The organism is Vibrio sp. 10N.261.55.F4 (assembly GCF_041470465.1).
In the GTDB taxonomy this organism is placed as follows: Bacteria; Pseudomonadota; Gammaproteobacteria; order Enterobacterales; family Vibrionaceae; genus Vibrio; species Vibrio crassostreae_C.
The window spans coordinates 103,861-121,918 of the sequence record NZ_JBFRMM010000033.1; the positions used below are offsets into that span (position 1 = coordinate 103,861).

Here is an 18,058-nt window from a genome sequence, read left to right on the forward strand (position 1 = left end):
CAACTAAACCACTTTTAACCAAAGCCTCTACCACGGAGGCTTTTTGCCATTCATCATGTTCTATTTATCTAAACGCTTGTTACAAAATATCTAATTTAACCAAACACTGAGCTCCCCTAAAATACCAATCAAATGCTTAGGGGAGATAGAACATGATTAGCTCAGTACACAATGACGAACTCAACAGATACATAGAAAGACTAGACTTAAACCTTACCAAGGCTCAGGTTCGTGAACTTGGTTGGCAGCAAAGTAATGAAGAGGTAGGAAAAGAAAAAACAGTATTAGGCTCGTGGTTTTTCTTTTCTTTCTTTGGCTTATGTACGTCTGCATGTCTTGCGCTGCTGATGTATATCTCATGAAGATAAACAAAACAATGACCACGTATAACCAGCATGGAACGTTCAATTGGTTCGAGGTCGATGGAGAAACGTACATACTGTTCAAGGTCGGCAGCATCAGTGCTCTATTGAATCAATACTATGAGGATGTCACCGAACAACAGAGCGAAATATATGGGCTGTTGGGTGCGATTCCATAATCTCCTACTGCACGTATTCACTTATGGTCTATCTATTCACTTATGGTCTATCTACTCACTAACTAGTGAAAACATCCGTTCTTTTGGGAACACGAGCTAGCTACAACAAACGGTTCTTATACTGCTCTGGCGTTTGGTTCGCGTAACGTTTGAACATGGTGATAAATGGGCTTGCTTGGTTATAACCCAATGTAAGAGCGACCTCTTTGACCGATTGGCCGTTTCTTAACAAGTCCATTGAGTACAGGTAGCGCACTCGTAGTCGCCACTCTGTAAAGCTCATTCCAAGCTCGGTCTGGCAGTGGCGAGAAAGGGTTCTTTCCGTAGTGTGGACACGTTCAGCCCAATCTTTCAGTGTCACTTCGTCGGTTGGGTTTTCTTCAACAGAAGCCAATATAGGCGCGAGGTACTTATTGTCGGTCGAAGGCAAGAAGTGGTGTTCAACCTCACGCTGCGCAAGTTGGTCAAGCAGTACCTGAACGAGCCTTTGATCTTGCTCTTTTTCTGCAACATTGATTCCACGCTCGCGAAAGTCATCGATAATAGAAGACACAATCGGCGTGATCTTTATAAGGCTAGTTTTATCTGGCAGGTGTTGCGTGAGTTCTGGGGCGATATTTAGCGAACAGTAGTCCAAAGGCTTACGGTTATAACTGCAATGCATCACCCCGGCCGGTACCCAAATCGCCAAATGTGGTGGTGCTAGAAATCGGGTGCTTTCCGCTTCCATCTCTAATATACCGCCACTGATCAATTGAACCTGTCCCCATGAGTGGCTATGAACTCGGGTTTCAGTGTTCGAAAGAAACGCTTCAAAATTCATAAATACGTTGGATGGTGCCTTATCAATTGATAAGGATGGGTGAAGGTTTCTGGAGTGTTTTTTCAAACTTGTCTTCCTATCGCGCCTGATGTCTTTCTAAAGATACTTGTAAGTATAACGACCTGTCAAACTAGCCGCATCAACTCATTTGCGACGGAATTCACATGCATTATCTCTTACCATTTTTTACAGTCTGTATCTGGGGCGCCAATGCAATCGTCAACAAGCTTGCTGCAAGCACCATAGAACCTAGCGCGATGAGTTTTTACCGCTGGTTTTTTGCGATGTTAATTCTCACGCCTTTCTGTATTCGCCCGGTGATGAAGCAGTGGGCTGTCATTAAGCCAAACCTATCGAAATTAGCGTTCCTCGGATTTTTAGGCATGGTATTGAACCAATCTCTAGGTTACTACGCAGGCTTAACCACAACCGCTTCCAACATGGCCTTGATCACGTCTTTAGTCCCATTGATCAGCGTGTTTCTAAGCGTTCCTTTGTTGCACAAGTCGATTTCTAGTTTGAGTATTGTTGGCGGTGTGTTGTCACTGTCAGGCTTAGCTCTGATGTTAGGTAAAGGCGACCCTTTGTTCTTCATGCATCAAGAATTGACTCAAGGTGATGGTTATATGCTAATTGCAGCCTTTGTTTATGCGTCTTACTGTGTGCTCTTGAAACGCTGGAAAATGCCCATCAGTAGCTGGGTGGTGATTTACATTCAGGGTCTGTTTGCTGTCGCGATGCTTACGCCACTTTGGCTTACCAGCGAACAGCTTTTACCACCACAACAAGCGATCCCATTGATAGCTTACGCCGCAGTTGCCGCTTCAATTTTAGCGCCTTGGATGTGGGTGAAGGCGATTGACACGATTGGTGCTGACTCAAGCGCGATGTTCATGAACTTGCTTCCGGTTGTTGCGATCGTATTAGCCGCGACATGGCTTGGTGAAGAGATTAACCAGTTCCACATCATTGGTGGTGTGATGGTGATTTCCGGTGTCATCCTTGCTCAAATCAAAAGAAAACCAAGGCTTGAGGCTCCTCTCCCTCAACAAAGCTAAACGCATTACCCAACGCTCACATTAGGGTAAAAATTCAAACTCACGTTTCACACAGCAAATGAGAGTGGCTACTGTAATCCATACTATGATGAGCCCTTACAGCAAGCGAGTAAAACGGAAGATTAGTCTAAACGCTTTACTTTATATCAGCACGATGAGTCGTTACTCAACTATTCTTCAGCAGTTATACCTTTATATCATTACAATCACACACGATTAGTGCGAAATACACTAAAAGGCTTCCCAAACAATAATCCGAAAGGAAATATCTACGCGAAGGATCTATACTTTTTAAAACAGTAAAAGTGAGCTGATAAGAAAACAATAATCACTACCACTTTAGTGGTATTTGAGATACAGCCACTTTAACTAAACCAAATCAACAGCGGTTGGTTGGCTAACACAAAAAAGTACCGACATGAGTACCACACGGCTTAGAAACACCTAGCATTACGCTAGGTGTTTTTTTTGCAATCGACCTATCTAGTGACTTAATCAGTATTTCTATTCTCTTGCTTGATATCACTTCATCCATGTTTGCCATTCGCCTGATACGCCTTTAAGCACCAATATTCATCAACTGATCATCTGTTTGAAAAAAATAGTCTTAACCATGAGATTATCCGCTTTAACTTATGTCATCTTAAGTATATTGTTACTAGCAAGTAACAAGCATGTTACGCAGCAAAATAATAATGAAGGAAGATAGATGAGCAGTAGCAATAGCCGACAAGATGGTAAACGAGACGTTACTCTGCGTTTTTTAGCTGAACCCGGGGATGTGAACTTTGGTGGTAAAGTTCATGGTGGTGCAGCAATGAAGTGGATCGATTTAGCAGCCTACGCTTGTTCCGCAGGTTGGAGCGGTAAATACTGTATAACAGCCTATGCAGGCGGAATTCGATTCGTTGCCCCAATTCATGTAGGCAACCTTGTGGAAGTAAGTGCAAAGGTCATTTACACAGGTTCATCTTCAATGCATATCGCTATCGACGTGCAAGCAAGCGACCCTAAAGAGCTCAATAACCGCCTAACAACTCACTGTATCGTTATTATGGTCGCTGTCGATGAGAATGGTAATCCGACTAAAGTGCCAGAGTGGATACCAGAGACGCCAGAAGACATCGAATTACGAGATTCGGCTATTCGCCTAATGAACATGCGAAAACAGATTGGTGAAGAGATGGAAGCTCACGTGAAGTACCTTAAGTAAGGTCCACCAGCTGCCCTCCCCCTACAAAACCTTATTACAATGCCAAGCGCCTGCTTGGCATTGATCTATTTGATACCTTCGTGCTCTACACAGCCAAATCCGCTGCACACCCAATACAGACGATAAGAGCGTGATACCCAGCCAAAGGTTGAAATGAATCGGCACTTGTTCACTGATTTATTTTGACTGTAATAAAGTCGTCATTTTGCTCTGATTAAATACCGCCAATCATAATAGATGCATTTGAATTTCTTGGAGCCACTCTTGAGCGTCATACGCCCCACTCTTAGCGAGTCTACACTGAACAATTTAAAGGCTGTTGAGTACCAATGGGTTAGAACTTTGTACGTCGAAGGCTACGACAGCAATGAAATCAACCACTATATCCAAACGTGTTTCGGTGGAGATCCGACATTTGCCGATCTATTTCGTCGCGTGGCACTCGATCAAGAAAGCATCTATGTGCTATTGCAACACTTAGGTTGTGCTCCTTCTAGTAAAGAGTTCTAACTTCTAAGTCCCACCAAAAACCAGAAGCATAAATAAACCTACCTCCATAACCCTCATGAATGTCACTTGAATATTCTGTAACTACCTCTCGCTTACCCATACATTTTCAGTGCAATTTCAGGTTTTGTTGCATACAAATCATTGAAGTATCACGCATTGGAATATTCACAACATATCAATAGTACAACAGCCACTTATACTGAGTGTCTGATTTGTGAGACTAGTTCATTTCTACAAGTAACCAAAATGAAGTGGTCGGTATTTAGGAGAGAAGTAACTCGAAACTTTGGGTTTTAAAGTAGATATGAGCGCGATAGTTAACGAGTAACGCTGACACAAAAAACAAAAAGTAGCAGGCATAAAAAAACCCAAGTAAATACCTGGGTTAGAGTTACAAAAACCACTAATCATTAATAGCGTAAGGAACCTGATTAGTAGCCAGCTATGCGTAACCTGAGGGTTATTTTTATTACTGATCGGCGGCCAAACCAAATGATGTAATAAAAATGCCAATATAGAGCGACCTAACGGTCGCTCTTTTTCTTTCTTATAGAGTACAGCTTATCCTTTTACACCACCTGCCGTCAAACCACCAACTAACCAACGTTGAGCAAGTAAGAACACGATAGTAATCGGAAGTGCTGATAGTACAGCCGCTGCCGCAAAGTCACCCCATAGGTAGTTCTGAGGGTATAGGTACTGCTGCATACCTACTGCTAGCGTGTAAGAGTTCACATCTGTAAGTAGGATAGACGCTACTGGCACCTCACCCACTGTCGCGATGAAAGATAGGATAAACACAACCGCTAGGATTGGCACAGACAGCGGTAGTAGAACCAGTCTGAATGCTTGCCAAGGCGTTGCACCATCAAGGGCTGCTGCCTCTTCCAGAGAGTTATCAATCGTCTCAAAGTAACCCTTAATCGTCCATACGTGCAGTGCAATACCACCAAGGTAAGAGAAGATTAGACCACCGTGTGTGTTCAAGCCTAAGAACGGAATGTATTGACCAAGTTTGTCAAACAGCGCGTAGATTGCTACTAGAGCCAATACTGCTGGGAACATTTGGAAAATCATCATCGCTTTCAGGATTGTGTTCTTACCTTTAAAGCGCATACGAGCAAACGCGTAAGCCGATGTCGTAGACAGTGTCACAATCAGAATCGATGTGATACCTGCAACCTTCACTGAGTTCCATAACCAAGTTAGCACAGGGAACGGAGGTGACGTTACCGAGCCATCTGCGTTCGTTACTGACATACCCAATGCTAACTTCCAGTGTTCCAATGATGGGTTATCTGGAATCAAACTACCGGTTGCGAAGTTACCTTCACGGAACGAGATCGCGATGATCATCAGTAGTGGGAAGATAATCATTGCCAAGAAGCACCACAACACTGCATGCGTTGCCCACACTCGGTATTTAAGGCCTTTACCTTGTACCATAGCCATTGTCGTGCTCCTTAATCTTGAGACAGTTTAGTGAAACGAAGGTTTAGTAACGCTAGTGCACCAACCAATAGGAAGATAAGCGTTGCGATAGCACTTGCTAGACCGAAGTCTTGACCGCCGCCGCCTTCGAATGCAATTCGGTACGTGTAGCTTACAAGCAAGTCTGTGTAACCCGCTGGCTCAGAAGTACCAATCATGTTCGGGCCACCGTTCGTCAATAGTTGAATCATTACGAAGTTGTTGAAGTTAAAGGCAAACGCTGCAATCAATAGCGGTGTAAGCGGTTTAATCATCAATGGGAACGTAATGCGCTTGAAGTTATCAAGGAAGTTCGCACCATCGATTGCTGACGCTTCGTATAAATCATCAGGAATCGCTTTAAGCAGACCCATACATAGAATCATCATGTAAGGGAAACCTAGCCATGTGTTAACCATCAACACCATGGTTTTCGCTAAGATAGGGTCTGAGAACCAGTTCGGGCTTAAGCCGAAGATATTCTCGAGTACCATGTTGATCTCACCAAAGCTTTGGTTGAATAGACCCTTAAAGATAAGAATCGAGATAAACGCGGGTACGGCGTAAGGCAGAATCAGTAGAACACGATAAATAGAACGACCTTTCAACTCTTCCCATTGCACGATGTTAGCCAATACAAGGCCGATAACTAGCGTGAACGCTACGGTACATACCGAGAAGATAACCGTCCAAATAAAGATGCTGATAAACGGTTCTTTAATGCCGTCATCTTTCCATACACGCTCAAAGTTATGCGTACCAATGCTAACCACGAAACCTGGAGAGATGGTATTACCCGTAAACTCACCATTTGCATCAACAGGCTGGTAGAAACCCACATCCATATTTGGCTTGAGAACTTCACCCGTTTCATTGTTGATTAACGTTTCTTCATCGTCTTGTAGCGTGTAAAGCGGAGCAACAGAAGCAAACTTACGTAAGCCACTCATGCGGATGTCACCACCGTCAGGTAGATTGAAATCAACACCACTGATTGCTGCTCGGTTTTGAATGATCGCTTTGATCTTCTCTTTTTCACCTTGCGCAGACTCAATAACAGATAGGTCCATCTCTGTTTCTGTCATATTGTCTAGAGAAAATACGTCAGTCGCTAACAGTTGATCGCCATCTTTTACAACGATCTGGTGACCGTCATCTGTCTTGTACAAAGTAAATGGGTAGCTCTCACCGCTTTGGAAAGAACGGTCTAAAAGAACGGTTTGAGTACGCTCTAGAGAAAGTTGGTTTTTCGCGCTGTAGTTAGTAAACGCAAGCCCTACGGTGTATGCCAATGGGAAAAGAATGAACAAGATCATTCCGGCAATACCTGGGTAAATATAACGGTGGGCGTAAGTTTTTTTACTACCAAAAATGTAAAGTGCCAAAGCCGTTAAGATCACTGTAAGCAGCGCAAAAGCGAGCTCACCGCGAGAATACATTAGAATTGTAGCGTAGCCGTTTATTAAGCCAACGCTACCAAGCAACCCCCATTTAATGAAGACGCTTTTACTGCCTGGAAGGCTTGATGGTGCTGGGATAGCATCTGTACCTTGAACTGACTGCATAGAGGAACCTGCTAGCGATATAGATAAAAAAATAGAAAAGTAAGGAGAGGTTACCCTCTCCTTAAAAGGTAGTGCCTGGGTGTTACTTAACCATACGACCTTCAGCAGCTTTTAGTGCTTGGTCTACTGATTGACGGCCGTCAACTACGTTGCCGATCGCTTCTTCCATGCTGTACCAGAATGTTGTGAACTGAGGGATGTTAGGCATGATTTCACCGTTCATCGCGTTGTCCATTGTTGCTGCAATACGAGTATCGCTGTCTAGTTGACGTTGGAAAGAGTTAAGAGCAACAGCGCCTAGTGGCTTGTCGTCGTTCAGGCTCTTCATACCTTCATCTGTTAGTAGGTAGTTTTCCATGAACTCAACAGCTAGGTCGCGGTTTGGAGACGCAGTGCTGATACCACCTGCCCATACACCAACGAAAGGTTTAGACGCTTTACCGTTGAACTTAGGTAGTGTTGTTACGCCGTAATCTACACCAGCTTTCTTGATGTTTTCCCAACCCCAAGGGCCGTTGATTGTCATTGCAACGTTACCCGCAACAAATTCAGACTCAGCAACTGAGTAATCCATGTCTGCAGAGATAACCTTGTCTTGTACCATCTTCTCGATGAAACCTAGAGACTTCTGAACACCATCAGTCGCTACGCCCGCATCTTTAATGTCGTAACCTTCTGCAGTCTGTTTGAATGCGTAACCGCCGTCAGCTGCAAGTAGAGGCCATGTGAAGTAAGCGCCGCCACGTAGAGGCCACATGATCGCTTTCTTGCCGTCTTTTTTAAGTTCAGCATCAAGTGCTGGGATTTCTTCCCAAGACTTAGGTGGGTTAGGAACAAGCGCTTTGTTATAAATTAGCGAAACTGACTCAACAGCAACAGGGTATGCGATTGTTTTACCTTCGTATGAAACAGCGTCCCATGCGAAGTCTACGATACCTTCTTTAGTTTCTTTAGAAGGTTTGATATCAACAAGAAGTCCCGCTTCTGCATAGCCGCCAAAACGGTCATGTGCGTAGAAGATCATGTCTGGGCCATCGCCAGCTGCTGCTACTTGAGGGAATTTCTCTTCTAGCTTGTCAGGGAAAGCGACGGTTACTTTAACACCAGTATCTTCTTCGAAGCGTTTACCTACTTCAGCCATGCCTTCATAAGCTTTGTCACCACCTACCCAGATTGTTAGTTGTCCTTCTTCGATAGCAGCATTTGCACCAAAAGAACCCAGAGCAACTATTGTACCTAGAGCTACAGCGCTTAGAGCGTTTTTCATGTGAATATCCTTTTTATATTTATACGTAGGGCACATCTACCAAGACGAGCCAGTTTTCGGAGGTTATGATCTGAGAAAACAGACCCTAGCTCATCATCCCAGCCACTACGCCCTAGCTATTATGGCTTAAATTCGTGATCGCCATCCGGTCAGATTAGAGACTGCAATCACAAAACGTATACTCATCGTGATCAACATCACCGTTACGTGGTGGATTTATTTGAACTGGATCGCCAATTATTAATAACCCCATTTATCTACTCCTCCCCTCCTACTCCCCCTAGTTAATTTTCCATTAGGAGGATGTACCCTTACGCCAATTCACCGAAACTGCATTCATCCAAGAGTGGATAGTAAGAACCCTTTACCGGCAAGTGTTATGCGTTGACGCATTATTCATTTAGTTGGCTTCACTGCCCGCTGGTGTCTTATATTAGCATCGAGCTAAATCTGTGATTGAATCACGGGGGAGGTTTAGCTGGATGTGGGGGAAATGGGCATCAGTTTGGCTATGACGGGTGGGCTTGGTTAAAGAAGCCAAGTCTCACCCACTTTTTTCTTACTCACTCAATACTTACCAATTCCTACAGTTACTGCTGACCCAAAAATTTCTTATAATGATAAGCAGTAAAACTTAAAATTTGATCGATCGAGGACAAGCTAGATGGCGAGTGTCACGTTAAAAAACGTTTATAAATCATATGGTGATGTACAGATTTCTAAGGACGTAACCTTAGACATCAACGAAGGTGAATTCGTAGTATTCGTTGGACCATCAGGTTGTGGTAAATCGACGCTATTACGTTGTATCGCAGGTCTAGAAGACATTACGTCTGGTGATTTGTACATTGGCGACCAACGCATGAATGACGTTGAACCGTCAAAGCGTGGCGTAGGTATGGTATTCCAGTCTTATGCGCTTTACCCTCACCTTAACCTATACGACAACATGTCTTTCGGTCTTAAGCTAGCAAACGCAAATAAAGCTGAGATCGACAAACGCGTTGAACATGCTGCAGAAATCCTTCAGCTTGGTCACCTTCTTGAGCGCCAACCTAAAGCGCTTTCTGGTGGTCAACGTCAACGTGTTGCGATTGGTCGTACTCTGGTTTCTCAACCAAACGTATTCCTACTTGATGAGCCTTTATCAAACCTAGATGCCGCGCTACGTGTTCAAATGCGTTCGCAAATCACCAAGCTACAGCGTCAACTGGGTTGTACCATGATCTACGTTACCCACGACCAAGTGGAAGCGATGACAATGGCGGATAAGATCGTTGTTCTTGATGGTGGTTATGTATCTCAAGTCGGTAAGCCGCTTGACCTTTACCACTACCCTCAAAACCGTTTCGTTGCTGGCTTTATTGGTTCACCGAAGATGAACTTCATGTCGGTACACATTGAACAAGCTGAAGCAGAACGCGTACAAGTTCAACTTTCTAACGGTATGACTTTCTGGATCCCTGTTGATGGTACGACGGTTAATGCCGGCGATCGTATGTCTCTGGGTATTCGCCCTGAACACTTGATGTCTGCTGAATCAGGTGACGCGACGATTGAAGCTGACGTGATGATGGTAGAGAAGCTAGGTAACGAAACTCAGGTTTACCTAAACCTTGAAAGTGCCGATGCTGATGTTATCTATCGTCAGCCAGACACGTTGAAAATCGAATCAGGTGACAAGTTGGCGATTGGTATTCCAGCGCACCGTTGTCACCTGTTCCACAGCGATGGCCGCGCATGTCGTCGTTTGTACAAAGAATACGGCACAGACTAATCGCTTAGCCTTTTAGGATATAACTTGCCCATATCGAATCCCTCTTACTCAGTAAGGGGGATTTTTTTATGTGCTGGATATTTTTATGTGTTGGATACGAGTTTCACTTACATTGAATAGTTCATGAGTCAGCCACTCGGTCTTTCGCTAGCGGCAATAAAAAAGGTCTAGCAAGCGCTAGACCTTTATCTGTTAGTTAGGCTATGAACCCAACCGCTAATATCACTTCTTTCAGACATGAAACCTGTCTAAATCAACTTAGTGAATTGGCGTATCATTCTGTTTGTTGAACTGGCCAAAATGCTTCTCTAACACTTCAGGAGTCAGTTTGCCTTCCGCCTCTAGTCGCTTGAACTCAGCAACAATTGCTTTTTGCTCTTCAAGTGATGGCAGTTTCACCTCAGGCTCATCGCCCATCTCTTGAGTCATCTGCTCTAGTTCTTTTTCAAAATCGCTCATGATACTTACCTAAATATTAAACCTAACGAGATTTTACTCATTTACGCCCTATGATGCTAGGGCGATTGAGTGCAAAGCCCGAAACCAGATCAAGCGAACGTCAGTTAGAAGAAAACAAGCACGTAAATAAAAAGAGCTGAATTCACGATTAAATGAATCCAGCTCTTAGTTTATGTATCTTTGTAAGCCATGCTACAGCTTAAAGGGATTAAAGCTTAAATGAACCAACCATCTTATCTAGACGAGACGATAGATCACGAAGCTCTTGGCTCGCTTCAGCAAGTTGCTCAGCCGTGCCCGTTGTCACTTCGTTGATTGCGTTAATCTCTTCAATGTTCTGGTTGATGGTGTGAACTACGGTTGATTGCTCTTCCGTTGCCGTTGCCACTTGAGTGTTACGGTCTGTGATATCAACGATACGGTCTGAAATGCCACTCAGCACGTCTACCGCTTCATCCGAAGCCGATACACCTTCAAGGGTAATCACCTTACCCGCACTCATTGCCGTTACCGCATCTTTAGCATCGCTTTGCAGTTGGTTGATCATCTTTTGAATCTCTTCCGTTGAATCTGCGGTACGGCTTGCTAGGTTACGTACTTCATCCGCTACAACCGCAAAACCACGACCTTGCTCACCAGCACGGGCGGCTTCAATTGCAGCGTTTAATGCGAGTAAGTTAGTTTGCTCTGAAATATCACGAATAACACCCAGAATAGAACCGATGTCTTGAGTTGTAGAAGCCAGTTGCTCTACTACCTGACCCGTGCTTTCAATATCTTGCGCCAAACGACTGATCGCGTCTTTTGCTTTGTTCACCACAGAGCGGCCTACTTCCGTATTGCCTGAAGCTTGAGTTGCCGTTTCTGCTGCGGTTGCCGCGTTCGATGCAATCTCGCTGATGGTCATACCCATTTGGTTAATTGCAGCCACCACTTGAAGCGTTTGGTCGCGCTGTTCTTGGCTGTTGTCGTGGGTGATGTGGGCTTTGCTAGAAACACTCTCTGCCGCCACTTGAAGCGCTTGGCTTGTCGAACACACCTCTTTCATCGACTCGTGAATCTTTTCAATGAATCCGTTGAAGCCTTTTGAAAGCTGTGCAATTTCATCGTTGCCTTTCACTTCGATACGCTGTGCAAGGTCACCGTCGCCTTCACCTAAGTCGCCGAAACGCTTAGCCAAAAGCTTGATCGGTTGAGTAATGCTGTTCGCCAGAACTACGCCCATTAGGATAAAGACTAACGCCACAACCGCAGTCATGATCAGCATCTTCTGCGCAGTCGCATCAAGCTCAGCAAACACTTCACCGGTTGGTACCACACCAATAACGAACCAGTCCATTGAAGACACATACAAGCTCGCCACGAACAGCTCTTGGCCTTGGCTTTCTGTAGTAATCAGGTTGAAGCCCGACTTGTTCAGTAGTTGGCTTGCTTGAGGACCGTAAAGTTGTTGAAGTGAAGAGTCACTGCGAGAACGCTCGCGATGAATTTGAACATCACCTTGGCTATCGGTTAAGAAGACAAAACCGGTATTTTCAATCTTGAAACCGTTCAGCAGGTTAACCATGTCATCCATCGACTTTGATAGACCAGACATAGCCAAACCAGAAGGCTGTTGGTAGTTAGCAAACATCTTCACTTCGCCATTGGCTTCTTGGAACATGCTCACCATGGTCGGCTGTCCAGATTGCGTAAAGCCAAAGAACCAAACATCTTGCTGTTGGTTTAACTGACGTAGGAAGCCATTTTGGTTCCAGTAGTAAGCAGTTTGACGGTTCGCCACTGAGGCATCGTTCAACTGATACTGGTTACGAACATTGTTCAGCTGTTTCACCAGTTTATTTTCTAGTGCGGGATCGCGATCGGTCGATTCGATAGCATCAGAAATAAATTCATTTGAAGCAATTTGCTCCGCCGCTAGTAATAGCTGAGAGACTTCTCGGTCAATTTCACCATTGATTCGCTCTAGCATTCCTGGAAGTTCAATATCGATCAATCGATGACTTAATACATCTCTTGCTTGTTGTTGTGCCATTGCGCCGACAATCACTGTCGATGCAAGAACCGCAAAGGTAATTCCAAGTACAACTTTTTGCTTGATACTCAGAGAGTTAGTTTTAAACATATTTGGACCTTTAAAAAGAATCGCTCGTTATTGGTATACCCTGAACAGGACTTTTTTAGTGCACTCCAACAAGCAATGCACAATCTGAGTGATGTATCGGCCACAACCAATAAAACTAGAGACTTTCTTCTCAAAAAACTGCAAATATGATGTAACAATTAGAAATATTCACCTTGAGCATGAATTAACTAAGCAAATACCGCATTGTCGAGAGTCAATTTTAGTTCTCACCCCCTGAGACCCAACCGAACTCAAACCACTCCCCACCGCCGAGCTTTTGTATATAAAAACCAATTGATATAGTAATAATCACAACCTAACGATGTTTTTAGCTAACCACTTGTAAATATTTCCAATTTTGAAAAAATAAATTACGCAAATGTACTGGAACTTTTTCCTCGAAATCAGTGACCAATACTCAAAATAAAAATCAAATGGATACCCAGAGAGTCCAAAATGCACAAAACAAATTTCGAAGTCCTTCAAAACTATCTAGAGTCTCAAATCATTGGTCAAAAAGAGCTCGTTAAGCAACTGATGATCGCCCTTTTAGCAGATGGTCATATCCTCGTTGAAGGACCTCCCGGCTTAGCAAAAACTCGCGCAGTAAAATCATTGGCTGACTGTGTTGAGGGTGACTTCCACCGTATTCAATTCACTCCCGATCTGTTGCCAGCTGATTTGACGGGTACCGACATTTTTCGCCCTGAGGCTGGGGAGTTCACCTTCCAATCAGGCCCGATTTTCAACTCACTGATTCTAGCGGATGAGATCAACCGAGCTCCGGCGAAAGTTCAAGCGGCAATGCTGGAAGCGATGGCAGAAAAACAAGTAACTGCCGGTCGAAAAACCTATGCGCTGCCTGAGCTATTTTTGGTAATGGCAACACAGAACCCAATTGAACAAGAAGGGACTTACCCGCTACCGGAAGCTCAGTTAGACCGATTCTTGCTTCACCTAGAGGTTGAATACCCAGATATGGAAAGCGAGCTTGAGATCTTACGACTCAACCGTGGTGAGGCTCAAGGTAACGAATCAGCTCAGCCACAACAGATATCTCAGCAAACGATCTTTGAAGCGCGCCAAGAAGTGCTCAACATTCACATGGCAGACACCATTGAGCAGTACATCATCAGACTGGTTATGGCGACTCGCCAACCTAAGCAATACAGTGACCAACTTGATCAATGGTTAGACATGGGTGTCAGCCCGCGTGCAACCATTGCGTTAGACCGTTGTGCCCGCGCTCACGCTTGGCTTGCAGGACGAGATTACGTCACGCCACAAGACGTTCAAGCGATGGCATTCCCTGTGTTACGCCACCGTCTACTGCGCAGCTACCACGCACAAGCTGAAGGTGTCACCGCAAACCAAGTGATCGCACACCTTATTTCATTGGTTGGCAGCGCATAGGGATACGCGTATGAATAATCAACTACCCAACCATAGTGACGGCGTCACGTTAAATCTGGATGAGCTGCTGCAATACAAAGCGCAGTCTGTTCGCTGGTTGCCTCCCGCCAAGAGCCTTTGGTCACAGCTTAACGGCCAACACGAGAGCAACCGTAAAGGTCGCGGGATGAATTTCTCTGAAGTTCGTCAATATCAAGCGGGAGATGACATTCGCAGCATTGATTGGCGTGTAACAGCCAGAACGGGCAAAGCGCATACCAAACTTTTCTCTGAAGAACGAGAACAGCCTGTCATTTTATTCTTGGATCTATCAAGCAGTATGATTTTCGGCTCAACCTTGTTGCTGAAATCGGTTCAACTTGCACACTTTGCTAGCCAACTGTGCTGGCTTACTGTGGCTCAAAAAGATCGAATTGGCGCGGTGATCGATACTGGCAAAGAGGTCATTGAGATTAAGCCAAGTGCAAGCAACCATGCTCCACTGCGTATTTTGCAAAAAGTCATAGAAATCAATAATGCAGCGCTGACTCATCACGACAATCATAATGACACAACCTTAGAGCATGGGCTGAAATCTCTGCACCAGCTTTGCCCTAAAGGAAGCGATATTATTATGCTCAGTGACTTTGTGCGTTACCAAGAAAGTGACTACTCACTTATCAGTCAAATTCGCCGACACAACAGAGTACGTCTTGTGCATTTCTACGACCCGCTAGAGCAAGGTGAAACCACCTATAAAGGCTCTAAACAGGTCACCGATGGCAGCAAAACTCAATGGTTTAATTTCTCTTCTAATAAAGAAAAGCAAAAGCTTAACCATGCTTTTTCGCTTAAGAAACAGCAGCTGCAACAGATGGGGTTATCTCTCGCGATACCTTATAGCTCGCTGTCGAGTGCGCAGTCACTCATGAGCCAGATATCAGGAGCTCAGTCATGAAACAGCCCTTAGATTTAAGTCCGGTTATTGCGCCAGATGCACCGACTTGGTGGCCTTTGGCGTGGGGTTGGTGGGCAGTGGTTATCACAGCCATTGCCCTGATTGCTTTGGTGTTTTTCATTCTAAAACGTAGAAAAAACAATCAACAGGCGAAGCAAGAAGCACTGTCTTACTTTAGCAATAGTCAGTCCCAAGATGGTTTGTCTCCGAGCAAAGCACAACGCATCCTTCGTCAAGCAGCACTGAGCTATTTCCCTCGTGAAAAAATTGCAGGTTTGTCTGGTGATGATTGGTTGAAGTTCTTAGATGCGCAATTGGCGAAGCCGTTATTTGTAGCAAAACAATCCCAGTGGCAACAAGCGCTCTATCAAGATGTAGCCCTAATGAACGACGAACAGAAAAAGGCTCAACAGCAATTGGTTAATGATTGCGAAACTTGGCTTCGCAAAGCACTTCCTCCAAAGCGAGGTCGTTATGAGTGATTTTCTAAGCACTATGTTTCTAAGCAGGGACTTGCTAAACATCGAGTTCGTTTGGTGGTGGATGTTCTTCATCGCGCCACTGCCGTTGCTCGTTTACTTGTTCTCACCAAAGTCAGAATCGAGCAATGCCCTAAGGCTTCCATTTCTGCCAGAAGACAGCAATACCAAAACACCGAGCAGTCGCTTATCAAAGGCGTTGTCCGTGATTATCTGGCTTCTGCTGGTTACGGCGAGCGCACGCCCTGTATGGTATGGCGAACCGGTGGAGTTTCAGCCGAAGCATCGTGATTTAATGTTAGTTGTCGACCTCTCCTATTCGATGAGCCAAGAAGACATGCAGTTCAATGGCGAATACATCGACCGCTTGTCGGCGGTGAAACGCGTATTGAGTGACTTTATTGAGCGACGAAAAGGCGACCGAGTCGGATTGGTACTATTTGCTGATCACGCCTACTTGCAGACCCCGCTTACGCTAGATAGAGATACGCTTTCACAACAGCTCAATCAAGCGGTGTTAAAGCTGATTGGTACTCAAACAGCGATTGGTGATGGTATTGGTCTTGCCACCAAAACCTTTGTCGATAGCGATGCGCCCCAACGTGTAATGATTCTACTCAGCGACGGCAGTAATACCGCCGGGGTATTAGACCCATTAGAAGCGGCGGATATTGCAAAGAAATACGACGCAACGATTTACACCGTGGGTGTCGGTGCAGGCGAGATGATGGTCAAAGAGTTCTTCATGACGCGCAAAGTCAATACTGCTCAAGACTTGGATGAACGTACACTAATAGAAATTGCCAAACGCACCGGCGGTCAGTACTTCCGAGCGCGTGACAGCAAAGAGTTAGCGACGATTTACGACACCATTAACCAGTTAGAGCCCGTGACGAACGCCACTAAGATCTGGCGACCGCAACAAGAGTGGTTTGTATGGCCTTTGTCTGCGGCAATGTTCTTCGCATTTATGCTGTTAGCCATTAGGAGAAACAATGTCTAACTTTACTTTTATCTACCCATATTGGTTCTTGGCGCTTGCCGTGCTGCCCGCTATTTGGTGGCTGAGCAAGACACAGTCCAAACAAGGATTACTCGCGTCACACATCGCCCGTTACTTGGCGCCAGAATCAAGCAAGCCATCGAAAAATCGCAGTACTTACTTCGGTATTTGGTGGCTGGTCGGCGTTATTGCGTTAGCTGGGCCAAGCTTCGAGAAAAACGAACAACCAAGCTTTGAAAAAACGCAGGCACGAGTTGTGATCATGGACATGTCGATGTCAATGTATGCCACCGATATTAAGCCGAATCGCTTAACTCAAGCGCGATACAAGGCTCTTGATCTGCTTTCATTATGGAAGGAAGGGCTAACAGGCATGGTGGCGTATGCTGGGGATGCTTACACCATTAGCCCGCTAACGTCAGACATCAACACCATCAAAAACCTAGTGCCTAACCTATCGCCAGATATCATGCCTTATCAAGGTGGTGATGCCGCATCAGCCGTTAAGCTTGCGATTGATATGATGACTCGCGCGAAGATCTACCAAGGTGATTTGGTATTGATTGCTGATGACATCGATGACCAAGAGAAGAAGCAGATCGACTCCCTACTCTCTGGCAACGATTGGACATTGTCGATTCTAGCTGTAGGGAGTGAAAACGGTGCGCCAATCTCGTTACCTACGGGGTCGATGCTGCAAAGCGACTCAGGACAAACCGTGGTGGCAAGAACCAACTTGAAGAACATGCGCGAGCTTACACGCAGCTATGGTGGCACGTTCACTGAAGTTCAATTTGATAACTCAGATGTTGAACACATCGCGAGCTACCTCGACCGCGTTGCAACAACATCGGAAGTAACCAAGACCAAGAACTCACTCAACACCAGAGTGAACAACGGTTTCTGGTTACTGCCTTTGCTATTACTTCCGGTACTTGGATTATTCAGGAAAGGGGTTATTTGGTGTGCCTTAGCTGGAGTTATCTCTTTTAGCCAACCAAATACTGCGTTTGCGAACCCGTGGAAAACCAATGATCAAGTAGGCTATCAGCTGTATCAGGACGAGGACTTCCAACAAGCTGCTGAACAGTTCACCCAACAAGAGTGGAAAGGCATTGCTCAATACAAAGCCGGTGATTTCGAAGCCGCAGAGCAGACGCTGCAAGAGCTTTCTAGTGAAGATGCTCGCTACAACCTTGCTAACGCTCAAGCCCAACAAGGTAAGTACGACCAAGCGATCCAAGAGTATCAACGTATTCTTGAAAGCAACCCTGAACATGCTTATGCGAAGAAGAACCTAGAGATTGTCGAACAGGCTCAGAAGCAACAGCAACAGCAACAGCAACAGCAACAGCAACAGCAAGGCGATTCTGACTCCAAAGACCAGAAAGACCAAAATCAGCAAGGTCAGCAAGGTC

At 45.0% G+C, this 18,058-nt stretch carries 17 protein-coding genes and 1 pseudogene; 12 read left to right on the forward strand and 6 right to left on the reverse strand.

Annotation, left to right across the window (positions count from 1 at the left end; translation table 11 throughout):
- Positions 1-152: 152 nt before the first annotated feature.
- Together AB4249_RS16055 and AB4249_RS16060 are read left to right on the forward strand one after the other, a co-directional pair.
- The gene (locus AB4249_RS16055) at positions 153-362 is read left to right on the forward strand and encodes a hypothetical protein (protein ID WP_017090299.1); all 210 of its coding nucleotides are present in this window, start codon (positions 153-155) and stop codon (positions 360-362) included.
- Between the two features lie 14 nt (positions 363-376).
- Positions 377-541, forward strand: a complete 165-nt coding sequence (locus tag AB4249_RS16060; RefSeq protein WP_372103916.1) for a hypothetical protein — start codon at positions 377-379, stop codon at positions 539-541.
- Between the two features lie 100 nt (positions 542-641).
- On the opposite strand, the gene AB4249_RS16065 is transcribed toward AB4249_RS16060, so the two are convergent.
- On the reverse strand, positions 642-1,430 hold the full coding sequence (locus tag AB4249_RS16065) for a helix-turn-helix domain-containing protein (RefSeq protein WP_065608445.1): 789 nt from the start codon (positions 1,428-1,430) through the stop codon (positions 642-644).
- A 98-nt stretch (positions 1,431-1,528) separates the two neighbouring features.
- On the opposite strand from AB4249_RS16065, the gene AB4249_RS16070 reads away from it, so the two are divergent.
- The 4 genes and pseudogenes from AB4249_RS16070 (at position 1,529) to AB4249_RS16085 (ending at position 4,145) form a co-directional block, all read left to right on the forward strand.
- Positions 1,529-2,422 carry a DMT family transporter gene (locus AB4249_RS16070; protein ID WP_004732002.1) on the forward strand — a complete coding sequence of 298 codons (894 nt, stop codon included), beginning with the start codon at positions 1,529-1,531 and terminating at the stop codon, positions 2,420-2,422.
- Between the two features lie 48 nt (positions 2,423-2,470).
- Positions 2,471-2,725: pseudogene (locus AB4249_RS16075) on the forward strand (peptide ABC transporter substrate-binding protein); the annotation flags it as partial.
- Positions 2,726-3,131: 406 nt separating this feature from the next.
- A complete protein-coding gene (locus AB4249_RS16080; RefSeq protein ID WP_019822926.1) occupies positions 3,132-3,635 on the forward strand; it encodes an acyl-CoA thioesterase in 504 nt (167 codons plus the stop codon).
- 237 nt (positions 3,636-3,872) lie between these two features.
- The gene (locus AB4249_RS16085) at positions 3,873-4,145 is read left to right on the forward strand and encodes a hypothetical protein (protein WP_019822928.1); all 273 of its coding nucleotides are present in this window, start codon (positions 3,873-3,875) and stop codon (positions 4,143-4,145) included.
- Positions 4,146-4,706: 561 nt separating this feature from the next.
- On the opposite strand, the gene malG is transcribed toward AB4249_RS16085, so the two are convergent.
- From malG to malE, 3 genes are all read right to left on the reverse strand, one after another.
- Complete coding sequence (gene malG / locus AB4249_RS16090) at positions 4,707-5,597, reverse strand: maltose ABC transporter permease MalG (RefSeq protein WP_017060050.1); 891 nt, start codon at positions 5,595-5,597, stop codon at positions 4,707-4,709.
- A gap of 11 nt (positions 5,598-5,608) precedes the next feature.
- Positions 5,609-7,180 (reverse strand): maltose ABC transporter permease MalF, encoded by a 1,572-nt coding sequence (gene malF, locus AB4249_RS16095; RefSeq protein WP_017060049.1) that lies wholly within the window; start codon positions 7,178-7,180, stop codon positions 5,609-5,611.
- 82 nt (positions 7,181-7,262) lie between these two features.
- Positions 7,263-8,447, reverse strand: coding sequence for a maltose/maltodextrin ABC transporter substrate-binding protein MalE (gene malE, locus AB4249_RS16100; protein WP_017060048.1), 1,185 nt, complete (start codon positions 8,445-8,447; stop codon positions 7,263-7,265).
- Between the two features lie 664 nt (positions 8,448-9,111).
- Here malE and malK point away from each other — a divergent pair.
- Entirely contained in the window at positions 9,112-10,224 is a 1,113-nt protein-coding gene (gene malK, locus AB4249_RS16105; protein WP_081229370.1) for a maltose/maltodextrin ABC transporter ATP-binding protein MalK, read from the forward strand.
- Between the two features lie 258 nt (positions 10,225-10,482).
- On the opposite strand, the gene AB4249_RS16110 is transcribed toward malK, so the two are convergent.
- The gene (locus tag AB4249_RS16110; protein ID WP_010431457.1) at positions 10,483-10,683 is read right to left on the reverse strand and encodes a hypothetical protein; all 201 of its coding nucleotides are present in this window, start codon (positions 10,681-10,683) and stop codon (positions 10,483-10,485) included.
- Positions 10,684-10,891: 208 nt separating this feature from the next.
- Positions 10,892-12,808, reverse strand: a complete 1,917-nt coding sequence (locus AB4249_RS16115) for a methyl-accepting chemotaxis protein (protein WP_372103919.1) — start codon at positions 12,806-12,808, stop codon at positions 10,892-10,894.
- 456 nt (positions 12,809-13,264) lie between these two features.
- On the opposite strand from AB4249_RS16115, the gene AB4249_RS16120 reads away from it, so the two are divergent.
- From AB4249_RS16120 to AB4249_RS16140, 5 genes are all read left to right on the forward strand, one after another.
- Positions 13,265-14,221 (forward strand): AAA family ATPase, encoded by a 957-nt coding sequence (locus tag AB4249_RS16120; protein ID WP_372103922.1) that lies wholly within the window; start codon positions 13,265-13,267, stop codon positions 14,219-14,221.
- 10 nt (positions 14,222-14,231) lie between these two features.
- The gene (locus AB4249_RS16125) at positions 14,232-15,158 is read left to right on the forward strand and encodes a DUF58 domain-containing protein (protein ID WP_017065688.1); all 927 of its coding nucleotides are present in this window, start codon (positions 14,232-14,234) and stop codon (positions 15,156-15,158) included.
- Entirely contained in the window at positions 15,155-15,640 is a 486-nt protein-coding gene (locus AB4249_RS16130; RefSeq protein ID WP_102332715.1) for a DUF4381 domain-containing protein, read from the forward strand. Before AB4249_RS16125 ends, AB4249_RS16130 begins: the two co-directional genes overlap by 4 nt.
- Positions 15,633-16,640 (forward strand): VWA domain-containing protein, encoded by a 1,008-nt coding sequence (locus AB4249_RS16135; RefSeq protein WP_372103924.1) that lies wholly within the window; start codon positions 15,633-15,635, stop codon positions 16,638-16,640. The genes AB4249_RS16130 and AB4249_RS16135 overlap by 8 nt, the downstream gene beginning before the upstream one ends.
- Positions 16,633-18,058 (forward strand): VWA domain-containing protein (locus AB4249_RS16140; RefSeq protein WP_372103927.1); only part of this gene is annotated, 1,426 nt, incomplete at its 3' end. The genes AB4249_RS16135 and AB4249_RS16140, both read left to right, overlap by 8 nt.